This is a genomic window from Pseudomonas sp. PS01270, from assembly GCF_029959775.1.
GTDB lineage: Bacteria > Pseudomonadota > Gammaproteobacteria > Pseudomonadales > Pseudomonadaceae > Aquipseudomonas > Aquipseudomonas atacamensis.
The window spans coordinates 14,158-27,091 of record NZ_JASCPT010000012.1; the positions used below are offsets into that span (position 1 = coordinate 14,158).

General features: G+C 60.5%; 10 protein-coding genes and 1 pseudogene. 7 read left to right on the forward strand and 4 right to left on the reverse strand.

What is annotated here, in order from left to right:
- The first annotated feature begins 7 nt into the window (after positions 1-7).
- The 5 genes from ahcY (at position 8) to QMX86_RS06500 (ending at position 6,565) form a co-directional block, all read left to right on the forward strand.
- A complete protein-coding gene (gene ahcY, locus QMX86_RS06480) occupies positions 8-1,417 on the forward strand; it encodes an adenosylhomocysteinase (RefSeq protein WP_016772771.1) in 1,410 nt (469 codons plus the stop codon).
- A 159-nt stretch (positions 1,418-1,576) separates the two neighbouring features.
- A complete protein-coding gene (gene metF / locus QMX86_RS06485) occupies positions 1,577-2,422 on the forward strand; it encodes a methylenetetrahydrofolate reductase [NAD(P)H] (protein ID WP_016772770.1) in 846 nt (281 codons plus the stop codon).
- 73 nt (positions 2,423-2,495) lie between these two features.
- Positions 2,496-3,578 carry a hypothetical protein gene (locus QMX86_RS06490; RefSeq protein ID WP_282390387.1) on the forward strand — a complete coding sequence of 361 codons (1,083 nt, stop codon included), beginning with the start codon at positions 2,496-2,498 and terminating at the stop codon, positions 3,576-3,578.
- Between the two features lie 87 nt (positions 3,579-3,665).
- On the forward strand, positions 3,666-4,478 hold the full coding sequence (locus QMX86_RS06495; protein ID WP_110644414.1) for a transporter substrate-binding domain-containing protein: 813 nt from the start codon (positions 3,666-3,668) through the stop codon (positions 4,476-4,478).
- 221 nt (positions 4,479-4,699) lie between these two features.
- Complete coding sequence (locus QMX86_RS06500) at positions 4,700-6,565, forward strand: DEAD/DEAH box helicase (protein ID WP_282386463.1); 1,866 nt, start codon at positions 4,700-4,702, stop codon at positions 6,563-6,565.
- Between the two features lie 85 nt (positions 6,566-6,650).
- Here QMX86_RS06500 and QMX86_RS06505 read toward each other — a convergent pair.
- The 4 genes and pseudogenes from QMX86_RS06505 to QMX86_RS06520 all read right to left on the reverse strand — a co-directional run.
- Positions 6,651-6,776 (reverse strand): annotated as a pseudogene (locus QMX86_RS06505) (metal ABC transporter ATP-binding protein); the annotation flags it as partial.
- A gap of 53 nt (positions 6,777-6,829) precedes the next feature.
- Entirely contained in the window at positions 6,830-7,408 is a 579-nt protein-coding gene (locus QMX86_RS06510) for a YceI family protein (protein ID WP_039757580.1), read from the reverse strand.
- A 31-nt stretch (positions 7,409-7,439) separates the two neighbouring features.
- Positions 7,440-7,991 (reverse strand): cytochrome b, encoded by a 552-nt coding sequence (locus QMX86_RS06515; RefSeq protein WP_073471054.1) that lies wholly within the window; start codon positions 7,989-7,991, stop codon positions 7,440-7,442.
- Between the two features lie 618 nt (positions 7,992-8,609).
- Complete coding sequence (locus QMX86_RS06520; protein WP_282386465.1) at positions 8,610-10,379, reverse strand: flavin monoamine oxidase family protein; 1,770 nt, start codon at positions 10,377-10,379, stop codon at positions 8,610-8,612.
- A 223-nt stretch (positions 10,380-10,602) separates the two neighbouring features.
- Here QMX86_RS06520 and QMX86_RS06525 point away from each other — a divergent pair, with 223 nt between their 5' ends.
- Both QMX86_RS06525 and QMX86_RS06530 read left to right on the forward strand, forming a co-directional pair.
- Complete coding sequence (locus tag QMX86_RS06525) at positions 10,603-12,009, forward strand: adenosylmethionine--8-amino-7-oxononanoate transaminase (protein WP_282386466.1); 1,407 nt, start codon at positions 10,603-10,605, stop codon at positions 12,007-12,009.
- A 144-nt stretch (positions 12,010-12,153) separates the two neighbouring features.
- The gene (locus QMX86_RS06530; protein ID WP_071172238.1) at positions 12,154-12,873 is read left to right on the forward strand and encodes a 16S rRNA (uracil(1498)-N(3))-methyltransferase; all 720 of its coding nucleotides are present in this window, start codon (positions 12,154-12,156) and stop codon (positions 12,871-12,873) included.
- Positions 12,874-12,934: the final 61 nt, after the last annotated feature.

The window sequence follows — 12,934 nt, forward strand, 5'->3', positions numbered from 1 at the left end:
GCTCTTCATGAGCGCTGTCAACACGCCTGCCGATTTTACCGATTACAAAGTTGCCGACATGTCCCTGGCTGCCTGGGGCCGTCGCGAAACCATCATCGCCGAATCGGAAATGCCTGCCCTGATGGGTCTGCGCCGCAAATACGCTGCCGAGCAGCCGCTCAAGGGCGCGAAAATCCTCGGCTGCATCCACATGACCATTCAGACTGCCGTGCTGATCGAAACCCTGGTTGCCCTGGGTGCCGAAGTGCGCTGGTCGTCCTGCAACATTTTCTCCACTCAGGATCAGGCCGCTGCCGCTATCGCTGCCGCCGGTATCCCGGTGTTCGCCTGGAAAGGCGAGACTGAAGAAGAGTACGAGTGGTGCCTGGAGCAGACCATCCTCAAGGATGGCCAGCCTTGGGACGCCAACATGATCCTCGACGACGGCGGCGACCTGACCGAGCTGCTGCACAAGAAATACCCGCAAGTGCTCGATCGCGTTCACGGCGTGACCGAAGAAACCACAACTGGTGTACACCGTCTGCTGGACATGCTGGCCAAGGGCGAGCTGAAGATCCCGGCGATCAACGTCAACGACTCGGTGACCAAGTCCAAGAACGACAACAAGTACGGCTGCCGTCACAGCCTGAACGATGCGATCAAGCGCGGCACCGACCACCTGCTGTCCGGCAAGCAAGCGCTGGTCATCGGTTACGGTGACGTGGGCAAGGGCTCGGCTCAGTCGCTGCGTCAGGAAGGCATGATCGTTAAAGTCTCCGAAGTTGACCCGATCTGCGCCATGCAAGCCTGCATGGACGGTTTCGAACTGGTGTCGCCGTTCATCGACGGTATCAACGACGGTTCCGAAGCAAGCATCGACAAAGCGCTGCTGGGCAAGATCGACCTGATCGTGACCACCACCGGTAACGTCAATGTTTGCGACGCGAACATGCTCAAAGCCCTGAAGAAGCGCGCCGTTGTCTGCAACATCGGTCACTTCGACAACGAAATCGACACCGCTTTCATGCGCAAGAACTGGGCATGGGAAGAGGTGAAGCCACAGGTGCACAAGGTTCACCGCACCGGCGCTGGCAGCTTCGATCCACAGAACGACGACTACCTGATCCTGCTGGCCGAAGGCCGTCTGGTGAACCTGGGCAACGCCACCGGTCACCCGAGCCGCATCATGGACGGTTCGTTCGCCAACCAGGTTCTGGCACAGATCTTCCTGTTCGGCCAGAAATACGCCGACCTGTCGCCAGCGCAGAAAGCCGAGCGTCTGACCGTTGAAGTACTGCCGAAGAAACTCGACGAAGAAGTGGCCCTGGAAATGGTTCGCGGCTTCGGCGGCGTGGTCACCCAACTGACCAAGCAACAGGCTGACTACATCGGCGTCACCGTCGAAGGCCCGTTCAAGCCGCACGCCTATCGCTACTAACAGGCGCTGAAAGCTCGCTCTCCCTGTGGGAGCGAGCTTGCTCGCGAAGGCGATTGATCATTCAACATCACGGTTGTCTGACCCAGCGCTTTCGCGAGCAGGCTCGCTCCCACACGGGATTGCAGCGCCTCGAAGGTACTTGTTTACAAGGGTATGACCATGTCCCAAGACCGTCGCTACAGCTTCGAGTTTTTCCCGACCAAGACCGATGCCGGGCAAGAAAAGCTGCTCGCCACTGCCCGTCAGTTGGCCACCTACAACCCTGATTTCTTTTCCTGCACCTACGGCGCTGGCGGTTCGACCCGTGATCGCACGCTCAACACCGTGTTGCAGCTGGAAAACGAAGTCAAAGTACCCGCCGCTCCGCACCTGTCGTGCGTCGGTGACAGCAAGGACGACCTGCGCGGCCTGCTGAACGAATACAAGGCTGCCGGCATCAAGCGCATCGTTGCCCTGCGTGGCGACCTGCCGTCCGGTATGGGCATGACCAGCGGTGAGCTGCGTCACGCCAATGAACTGGTGGAATTCATTCGTGAAGAAACCGCCGATCATTTCCACATCGAAGTCGCCGCTTACCCGGAGATGCATCCGCAAGCGCGCAACTACGAAGACGATCTCGCCAACTTCGTGCGCAAGGCAAAGGCCGGTGCCGACAGCGCGATCACCCAGTACTTCTTCAACGCCGACAGCTACTTCTACTTCGTCGACCGTTTGCAGGCGCTGGGCGTGGATCTGCCGATCGTGCCGGGGATCATGCCGATCACCAACTACAGCAAACTCGCGCGCTTCTCCGATGCCTGCGGTGCGGAAATCCCGCGCTGGATCCGCAAGCAACTGGAAGCCTACGGCGACGACACGCGAAGCATTCAAAGCTTTGGCGAACAAGTCGTCAGCGAAATGTGCGAACGCCTGCTGCAGGGCGGCGCACCGGGGCTGCACTTCTACTCGATGAACCAGGCCGAACCTAGCCTGGCCATCTGGAACAACCTGAAGCTGCCGCGCTGAAGGTTTTCCATGCGATAAAAAAGGCCCTCACCGGGCCTTTTCAATGAAAAGCACAAATGGAATATTGTTGTCGATGATCTGCGCGCAAACAAAAACACGCCCTCAACTGGTCTATCTGGTTTTCGGTGCCGAGACTTACCATCAGGAAGCTGTTTTCAGCATCGCCAGTGCTCTGGCGTGGTTGCGCGAGACACCGGATGCCGCGATCGATATCCAGGTCTTCAGCGACAATCCGCAACCCTACGAGCATCTCCCCGTACGCATTCGCCCGCTGGACGCCGAAACGCGCCAGAAATGGAGCGAGCCCCACGGTTATCATTTCCGCATCAAACATGTCGCGTTGCGCTCGGTACTTGAAGAGCATGAAACGGCGCTGTTGATCGACACCGATACGTTTTTCCACTGCTCGCCGCTGAAACTGTTCGAGCGGGTACAGCCCGGCACGCTGCTGTGCAATGACTACTACGCCCGCTATGGCGACAACAAGATGAGCCTGCTCTACCGCACGCTGTCGGCCACACTGCTGGACAAAGGCCTGACTGACGATCACATGCGCCTGCTCAACTCCGGCGTCATCGGCTTGCACCGGCAGGACGCTCACGTGCTGGACCGCTCCATCGCTTTGATTGATGAGCTGTTCCCGTCGGCACAGGGCGCCTACACCCTCGAAGAGTTCTGCCTGTCAGTGGCCGCCTACCGCACGCTCGACGTCAACAAGTGCCCGGATCTGATTCACCATTACTGGAGCCGCAAGCACCTGTTCAGGGCCAAGGTTCAGGCCTGGGTCGCCAAACATGGCGACAACCCGACCGGCGAGGCTGCACTGGACGACACCCGGCGGGTGTCGCCGCAACTGCCGCGACCACCGCGCCTGCAGCGGATGTTCTACAAGCTCGCCACGTTGCTGCTGCCGGCACATCTGCGTCAGTTCATGCGCGAAATCCTTTACGGCTGCTATGAACATCCCAACGAGTTCGATCAGGCGTGTGCAGCGGTCTGGTGGGACAAGGCGCTGGAAAACCAGCAGAAACGCATTGGCAAGCCGGTTTGCAGGCACTTGCTCAGGGACTGGTTCAGTCGCGGCCTGGTCAAGCGGATCCTTGGTTCGCGTCACGCGAAGGTCCACCAACACCTGCTGAAAACCGCAAGCAAATAAGGCCATCACGGCCATTGCGCCCGGGGTCTGCGCGAAACATGCATGCCAGAGCTTCTCATCAGGCGTTTCGCGTACTAACCTCAGGCCATGCCCCTTATTGCCCAACTGCTGAGCGTTATTCTTTTGACTTGCCTGAGCGTCGCCGCTCGGGGGGAGAAGTTGCGTATTGTCACCGAGCCGTGGGCGCCGTACGTCTACGAACAGGGCGGAAAGAACCTCGGTCTTGACTACGAAACCACCGCCATCGTGTTCCAGCGTCTGGGCATTGAAGTGGAATGGCAGTTCCTGCCGTGGAAGCGCTGCCTGTCGATGCTCGAGACCGGCCAGGCCGACGGTGCGCTGGACATCTTTCACAGCGCCGAACGCGACGCCACCTTGCTCTATCCCAGCGAACCGTTGTCCGATGTCGAATTCGTGATGTTCTACGCCAACGACCGGCCGCATCCATTCAACACCCTCGAACAACTCAAAGGCCTGACCATCGGCACCTCGCCGGGTTATCTGTACAGCCCTGATTTCAGCCAGTCGCAGCTGTTTACCCGAGAGCCGGCACCGACCCATGAAGCCAATTTCGGCAAACTGGTGCGCGGGCGGATCGACCTGCTGATAACCGATCGCCGCGTCGGTCAGCATTTGCTCGATGAGCTGAATATTCGCGATCTGATTACGGAAAACCCGACGGTTATCAGCCGTCAGAGCCAGTTTCTTGCGGTTCGGCGCAATGCCGGCATGGATTTGCTGGTGCAGCGTTTCGGCGCCGAGCTCAAGCGTTTCAAGCGTGAACCGGCCTACGCCGAGCTCAGCGCGCGCTATGGTGCCGCACCTGTTGAGGGCGCACCAATGCGCCCGGCCACGGCCGGCGGCAAAACCGTTGAGCAGCAGGAAAGCAGCGCGCAGTGATTGCTCTGTTATACTCCGGCGTTCCCGCCAGGCTCACGCCCGGACGCCCGGAACCGTAACAGGCCTCTCGACCCGCTACAGCGCAGCTTCCAGCCCGCGCGAGCGCTCCTGACGTGCCTTCGGAACCGCCGCTGGACCGGACGGGATTGCGTCCTCTTAAACGTGATTCGCGCCAGGCAAGACTCCCATTGGGCCAAGCCCTAACTAAAACAGGATTACTCATGTCCTTTGCTTCCCTCGGTCTCTCCGAGGCTTTAGTCCGTGCCATCGAAGATGCGGGCTATACCGAGCCTACTCCGGTGCAACAGCGGGCCATTCCCGCCGTGTTGCAAGGTCGCGACCTGATGGTGGCGGCTCAGACAGGTACCGGTAAAACCGGCGGTTTCGCCCTCCCGATTCTGGAGCGGTTGTTCCCCAACGGTCACCCGGACAAATCCCAGCGTCACGGCCCGCGCCAACCGCGCGTGCTGGTCCTGACCCCGACCCGCGAACTCGCGGCCCAGGTGCACGAGAGCTTCAAGATCTACGCCCGTGACCTGAAATTCGTCAGCGCCTGCATCTTCGGCGGCGTCGGCATGAACCCGCAGGTCCAGGCCATGTCCCGTGGCGTCGACGTTCTCGTCGCCTGCCCGGGTCGCTTGCTCGACCTCGCCGGCCAGGGCAGCGTCGATCTGTCCCACGTGGAAATTCTCGTTCTCGACGAAGCCGACCGCATGCTCGACATGGGTTTTGTCCACGACGTGAAGAAAGTCCTCGCACGTCTGCCGGCCAAGCGTCAGAACCTGCTGTTCTCGGCGACTTTCTCCAAAGACATCACCGACCTCGCGGGCAAACTGCTGCACAACCCGGAACGCATCGAAGTGACGCCGCCGAACACCACGGTCGAGCGCATCGAACAACGCGTGTTCCGCCTGCCGGCCAGCCACAAACGTGCGCTGCTGGCGCACCTGATCACCGCCGGCGCGTGGGAACAGGTACTGGTCTTCACCCGCACCAAGCACGGCGCCAACCGTCTCGCTGAATACCTGGACAAACACGGCCTGCCGGCTGTGGCGATCCACGGTAACAAGAGCCAGAACGCGCGCACCAAAGCCCTGGCCGACTTCAAGGCCGGCGAAGTACGCATTCTGGTTGCCACCGACATCGCCGCCCGTGGTCTGGACATCGACCAGTTGCCGCATGTGGTCAACTTCGAGCTGCCGAACGTCGATGAAGACTATGTGCACCGTATCGGCCGTACCGGCCGCGCCGGTCGTTCGGGCGAGGCGATCTCGCTGGTCGCGCCAGACGAAGAAAAACTGCTGAAAAGCATCGAGCGCATGACCAAACAGAAGATTGCCGACGGCGATCTGATGGGCTTCGACTCCAGCACCATCGAAGCCGAGAAGCCGGAAGCCCGCGAGCGTCCGGACATCCGCAACCCGCGCAATTCCCGTGGCCCGCGTGGCGACGGCCCGAATGGCGGCGGCGGCGGTGGTGGTGGTCGCAAGGACAAAGGCAAAGACAAGGGCAAGGAAAAGCCGGCCGGTGAACGTGGCGAGCGCCCTGCCCGTCAGCAGAAACCGCGCGAAGGCACGCCGAGCCGCGAACAGCGCCCGAGCCAGCCACCGCGTGCAGCGGCTGACCGTGCCCCGGACGAGTTCCTCGACGACGATATCGATAACTTCGGTAACCGCGTCGACTACGTGCCGAAAGCCGCTCCTGCCGGTGGCCGTGGCCGTCGTCCGGGCGCCCCGGCGCAAGGCGCGGGCGCACCACGCGGTGGCCAGCCTCAGGGTCGTCAGAACGGTCCACGCAACAGCAACGGCTCAAGCACCGGCACGCCACCGGCCAAACGCAGCGGCCCGCGCAATGGCGCACCGCGTGACGGTCAGGGTCGTCGTGACGAATCCGCGCCGCGCAACCGCCGCCCGGCCCGTGACGATCAACCTCGCAGCGAACCGGCCGTGCAGAACCCGCGCAGCAACGGGCCGAAGATCATGCACAAGGAATCGAAAGCCGACCGCTTCCCGACGCCTGAGCAGCTCGATCAACTGCCAAGCCGCCCGCGTGGCGAGAAACCAGCACTGCTGACCCGCAATCGCTGAGTCTCAAACCGCATAAAAAATGCCCCGACTCGAAAGAGCCGGGGCATTTTTTTGACTTGTGAAAATCGCAAGATCACTCAAATCCCTGTGGGAGCGAGCTTGCTCGCGAAAGCGGTGTGTCATTCAACAAATCAAGTAATTGACCTGACGCCTTCGCGAGCAAGCTCGCTCCCACAGGTTTTTCAGTGACGCGAAGTGATGTATCAGACAATAAAAAACGCCCCCGGCCTTGCGACCGGGGGCGTTTTCATGTGGCGGCGAAATTTATTTCGCTTTCACACCTTCGAACGAAACATACAGCTCGACCGCATCGGACTTCGGACCGAGGTCTTTCTGCTTGCCGAAATCGGAACGCTTGATGGTGGTGGTGCCTTCGAAGCCGGCACGGTAGCCGCCCCATGGATCCTTGCCTTCGCCCAGGAAGGTGGCCTTGACGACAACCGGCTTGGTTACGCCCAGCAGGGTCAGGTCGCCGGTCACGTCAGCGGTGTTGGCACCGGTGGACTTGACGCTGGTGGATACGAAAGTAGCCTTGCCGAACTTGCTGGCGTTGAGGAAATCAGCGCTGGCGATGTGCTTGTCGCGCTCGGCGTGGTTGGTGAACACGCTGGCAGTGTTGACGTTGAACTCGATCTTGCTGTCTTCAGGCTTGGCAGCGTCGAAGCTGAACTTGCCGTCGATGTCCTTGAAGGTACCGGTGATGTAGCTGTAGCCCAGGTGGCTGATCTTGAAGTCGACGAAGGCGTGCTGGCCTTCCTTGTCTACTACGTAGTCAGCAGCCATTACGTTGGCGGACAGCACGGCAGAACCGATTGCCAGAGCGGCCAGAGTCTTTTTCAACATGCTTTCTTTTCCTTTGAGTCGAGGTTGAATTTCAGGCTTTGCGACCGAGCATTCGAGTGAGGGTCGCATCACGATCGATAAAGTGGTGCTTCAATGCTGCCAACGCATGGAGACCGGAAAAAATTACCAGTGCCCACGCCAGCCAGAGATGAATCACCCCAGCGGTATCTGCCTGATCCGGTAGTCCGGAGAGCAGTGCAGGGACTTCAAACAGGCCAAACACCGGGATCCCGACACCGTCTGCGGTGGAAATCAGGTAACCGGCAATCATCACAGCGAACAGCGCCAGATACAGAAACCCGTGGCCGAATTTAGCGCCGATACGGGTCATGCGGCTGTAGCTTTGCAGCGTTGGCGGCGGCGGGCTGATGAAACGCCACACCACCCGCAACACCATCACCGCGAGCAGCACCAGACCGATGCTCTTGTGCAGATCCGGCGCGTCTTTGCGCCAGGTGCTGTAGTAATCCAGCCCGACCATCCACAGACCCAGCGCAAACAGCCCGAAGACCGCCAGCGCCACGCCCCAGTGCATGAAGATGCTGACCCAACCATAGCGCGAAGAAGAGTTACGTAGCTGCATTGCCCAAATCCTGTGAGAACTGCGAACCAAGACTAGCGAGTTATCTATCGAATTAAAGCGGAAAATTTTGCTTTGAAATATCGAGAAATACGATCAAGAGTCTGCAAGCGAGGTGTTAAGGAAGGATTAAAGGCGATCTCAGGATAGGGCGCTTGAACAAATGAACGGTTTTGATATCGGGCGCCTGCGCAAACCCAAGCAAAAGTGGCTGAGGAAACTGCCGAACGGGACAGAGTTCTTCAAGTGGGAGTTTTAACTGACCAGCCATTCATGGCCGATCAGTTATGAAGTACCGCCGGCGGTTGCAGGCATTCGGCACTGTAGGGGTCTATGTGGCACTTGTGCGCCAGTTCAGAACCATAGCCGCCGGGGAAAAATTGCCCGTTGCTACATCCGGAAAGTGCAATCAAAACCAGTATCGCGATAAGCGTTTTCATAGCATGCCCCCAATTTTTTCCAGCATAAAATTGGCGCGCTGGCAGCCGCTATCACCTCATTCCGAGCATCTTGTGGGAAGGCTCCGGTACGCCGGTAAGTCCCGTAACCGGATGACGAAGGACTGAACCGCAGGGCAAAAAAAACGCGACCCGAGGGCCGCGTTTTCATGTGAACAAAGCCTTACTGCGCCTTGGTCTCGGTCGTTGCAGCAGGCTTGGCCGCCGGCTTCTTCGCCGGTTCAGCTTTTTTCGCCGCCGGTTTGGCCGCCGGCTTTTTCGTTTCGGTTTTGGCCGCAGGCTTCTTCGCCGCTGGCTTGGCCGCTGCTTTCTTCGCCGGCTCGGCTTTCACCGGGGCCGCTGGTTTCGGTGCTTCCACCGGCGCTGGCGCAGGTGCCGGGGTCGGTGCAGGCGCTGGAGCGGCCGGAGCAGGTGCTGGCTCTGGCGCTTTCGCAGGCTCAGGCTTTTTCTCGTCATCCGAACCGCCGAACAGGTTGCTGAAGAAGTTGCCCTTCTTCGCCGCCACCGCACCCGCCGCGCCTGCCGCTGCTGCAGCCGGAACCACTTTGGCTGGCTCGAACGATTTGCCGGCCGCCAGATCTTCAACCTGGCTGGCCGCGCGCTGGCCGGTGCGCAGTGCGCCTTCCAGGGTGCCCGGGTACAAGGTGTCGGTGTGCTCGCCGGCGAACGCTACGCGTTGCAGCGGACGTTCCCACAGGCGCCAGAACTTGCTGATCTGCCCCGGGCCGTAAGCCAGGTAGGCGCCGCCCATCGACGGGTCGGCGCTGTAGCGGCGGATTTCATAACCGGTGAACGAGCCACGGGCCTGTGGATAAAACGCGTGCAGACGGATCAGCACCTGATCGACCATCTGCTTGTCGCCGAACGCCTGCATCACACGGGCGTTATCGCCGGACAGGTTGATCACCACATTGGCGCCGCCCTTCAGCGCCGGCTCGATCCAGAGCATGCCTAAACCTGCGTTGCTGTAGATCTCGCCGGACATGCGCGATTTGCTTTCCCACACGGGCGTCTTGAACTTCAGCATGATCTGGTCGCGCCAACCGTAGTTGGTGCCCTTGATCGCCGCCAGATGCTGAGCATCCAGCGCCGGGGTCAGGGCGATCTTGTTCAGTGCGCGCAACGGCACCGCCAGCACCACGTAGTCAGCCTGATAGCCGACGCTGCCAACTTTGACGGTCACGCCGTCCTTGTCCTGGATGATCGCCGAGACCGGCGAGTTGGTCTTGATGGTTTTGATCTGTTTGACGAAGGCCTGGGCCAGGACCTGGCTGCCGCCGACCAGACGCGAGGCGCGCAGGTCGCGGTCGGAAACGCCGCGATAGACGCGGTTCTGCTGAGCGAAATACAGCAGCGACAGACGCGAAGGCTCGTCGTAGTGGGTGCGAATGTCCTGGTTGATCAGCTGACGCGCGGTGGCCGGCAGGTTCTGCTTGTCGAGCCAGCTCGATACGGTGATCTGGTCCAGCGCATGCAAAGTGGCGGTCGCCGCCGGGTTCTGCGGGTCGTCGATCGAGCGCGCCAGATCGTCGAGGGTCTTCTGGTAGCGCTTGAGCGCATCGGCGGTGGCTGGCTGCTTGGTGGCCAGATCAGCGGCGGAGAAATAATCGCCGTCGATCAGATAACCCGGCGTACGCACGAATTCCGGTGCCGACGTGGTGCCGAGCTTGAACGTCGAGACGTACTTGTTCAGCACCGGCTGAGTCTTGTCGTTGCCGATCCACTCGCTGGTGGCCATGCCCGAGCGCCCGCCCAGACTCGGTTTGGCTTCCAGCAGGGTGACCTGCCAGCCTTTGTTCTGCAGTTCGTAAGCAGCGGTCAGACCCGACAGGCCGCCGCCGATCACGATTGCGGTTTTATCCTTGGCCAGCGCCGTAACGCTGAACAGCCCCAACATCACCAGCGCACAGGCGCGCAGCCAACCGACAGACATTCAGCGAACTCCGGAAAAACATGTGGGAAAAAGCAGTTTTGCGAGTCAGACGACTCAAAGAACCGCGAAGAATACGTTAGCCATCAAAACGCCGCCAGCGACGTCTATCGGCTCAGACAAAGTAGCTCAATCGACACAATGGGTTGTTCCCGCGCGATGCATTGCATAGGCTTGCGCGATTGTTCGCCCGCGCCTGACGCGAGCCGCCTCGAGGAGACTGTAAATGGGCCTGAATAACCAGTGGATGCGACGCGATCTTGCGGTGTTGTGGCATCCCTGCACCCAGATGAAAGACCACGAACAGCTGCCGCTGATCCCGATCAAGCGCGGCGAAGGCGTCTGGCTCGAAGACTTCGAAGGCAAGCGCTACCTCGACGCAGTCAGTTCCTGGTGGGTCAACGTGTTCGGCCACGCCAACCCGCGCATCAACCAGCGCATCAAGGATCAGGTCGATCAACTCGAACACGTGATTCTTGCCGGTTTCAGCCATCAACCGGTGATCGAGCTGTCCGAGCGTCTGGTGAAGATGACCCCGGAAGGCTTGAACCGGGTGTTCTACGCCGATAACGGCTCGTCGTGCATCGAAGTCGCGCTGAAGATGAGCTTTCACTACTGGCTCAATCGCGGCCAGCCAAACAAGAAGCGCTTCGTCACCCTGACCAACAGCTACCACGGTGAAACCATGGCGGCGATGGCGGTCGGCGACGTGCCGCTGTTCACCGAGACCTACAAAGCCCTGTTGATGGACACCATCAAAGTGCCGAGCCCGGATTGCTATCTGCGCCCGCAGGGCATGGGCTGGGAAGAACACTCACGCAACATGTTCGCCGCCATGGAACAGACGCTGGCAGAGAATCATGACAGCGTCGCGGCAGTAATCGTTGAGCCGCTGATTCAGGGCGCCGGCGGCATGCGCATGTATCACCCGGTGTACCTCAAGCTGTTGCGCGAGGCCTGCGACCGCTATGGCGTGCACCTGATCCACGATGAAATCGCCGTCGGCTTCGGCCGCACCGGGACGATGTTCGCCTGCGAACAGGCCGGCATCCGCCCGGATTTCCTCTGCCTGTCCAAAGCCCTCACCGGCGGCTACCTGCCGCTGGCGGCGTGCCTGACCACCGATGAGGTCTACAGCGCTTTCTACGATGACTACCCGACCCTGCGCGCCTTCCTTCATTCGCACAGCTACACCGGCAACCCGCTGGCCTGCGCTGCGGCACTGGCGACTCTGGACATCTTCGAGCAGGACAACGTGATCGAGAGCAACAAAGCCTTGGCCCAGCGCATGGCTTCGGCGACCGCGCATCTGGTGGATCATCCGAATGTGTCGGAAGTGCGCCAGACCGGCATGGTCCTGGCGATCGAGATGGTCAAGGATAAAGCCACGAAAGAGGCCTACCCTTGGCAGGAACGTCGCGGTTTGAAGGTGTTCCAGCATGCGCTGGAGCGTGGCGCGTTGTTGCGCCCGCTGGGCAGCGTGGTGTATTTCCTGCCGCCGTATGTGATCACCCCGGAGCAGATCGACTTCCTGGCCGAAGTGGCCAGTGAAGGTATTGATATAGCTACGCGGGACAGCGTCAGTGTTGCGGTGCCGAAAGACTTCCATCCGGGATTCCGCGACCCGGGCTGATCTATTTCACTTAAGCTTCAGCGGTGAACGGACTACCGTCATCGCTGGCAAGCCAGCTCCCACAGGTCCTGCGCAAGTCCTTGTGGGAGCTGGCTTGCCAGCGATAGGGCCGCCAGACTTTTACACTTTTTACAGAGACCCCGCATGAGACTGTCCCGCTTCTTTATCGACGCCCCGCTGAGCACTGGCGAACACGAACTGCCGGAGGCCCAGGCGCATTACATCAGCCGCGTGTTGCGCATGGCCGAAGGCGATGCGGTGCAGTTGTTCGACGGTTCCGGCCATGAATTTCGCGGGTCCTTGGTGGACGTCGGCAAGAAACGCGTGGTTGTACAAATCGACGAGCAATTCGCCGGACAGGTCGAATCGCCGCTGCAGATCCACCTCGGCCAGGGCCTGTCCCGGGGCGAGCGGATGGACTGGGCGATTCAGAAAGCCACTGAACTGGGCGTGACACAAATCACCCCGATCTTCAGCGAACGCTGCGAAGTGCGGCTCAAGGACGAACGCGCCGACAAGCGCTTGCTGCACTGGCGCCAAGTGGCGATCAGTGCCTGCGAACAGTGCGGGCGTTCACGGGTGCCAGTGATTCATCCACCAGTATTGCTGGCGGACTGGCTCAAGCAGACTGAAGCCGAATTGAAACTGGTGCTGCACCCGGTCGCAGAACCGCTGGTCAGCCATGCCAAACCGGCGACGCTGGCGTTCCTGATCGGACCGGAAGGTGGCTTGACGGACGGCGAAGTCGAGCAGGCCAAAGGCAATGGCTTCCACGCCGCCCGCCTCGGCCCACGGGTGCTGCGCACCGAGACTGCGCCGGTGGTGGCGCTGGCGGTAGCCCAGCAACTTTGGGGTGATTTCTAAACCTTTTTGCCGGACTGATCGTTCCCACGCTCTGCGTGGGAATGCAGCCCGGGACGCTCCG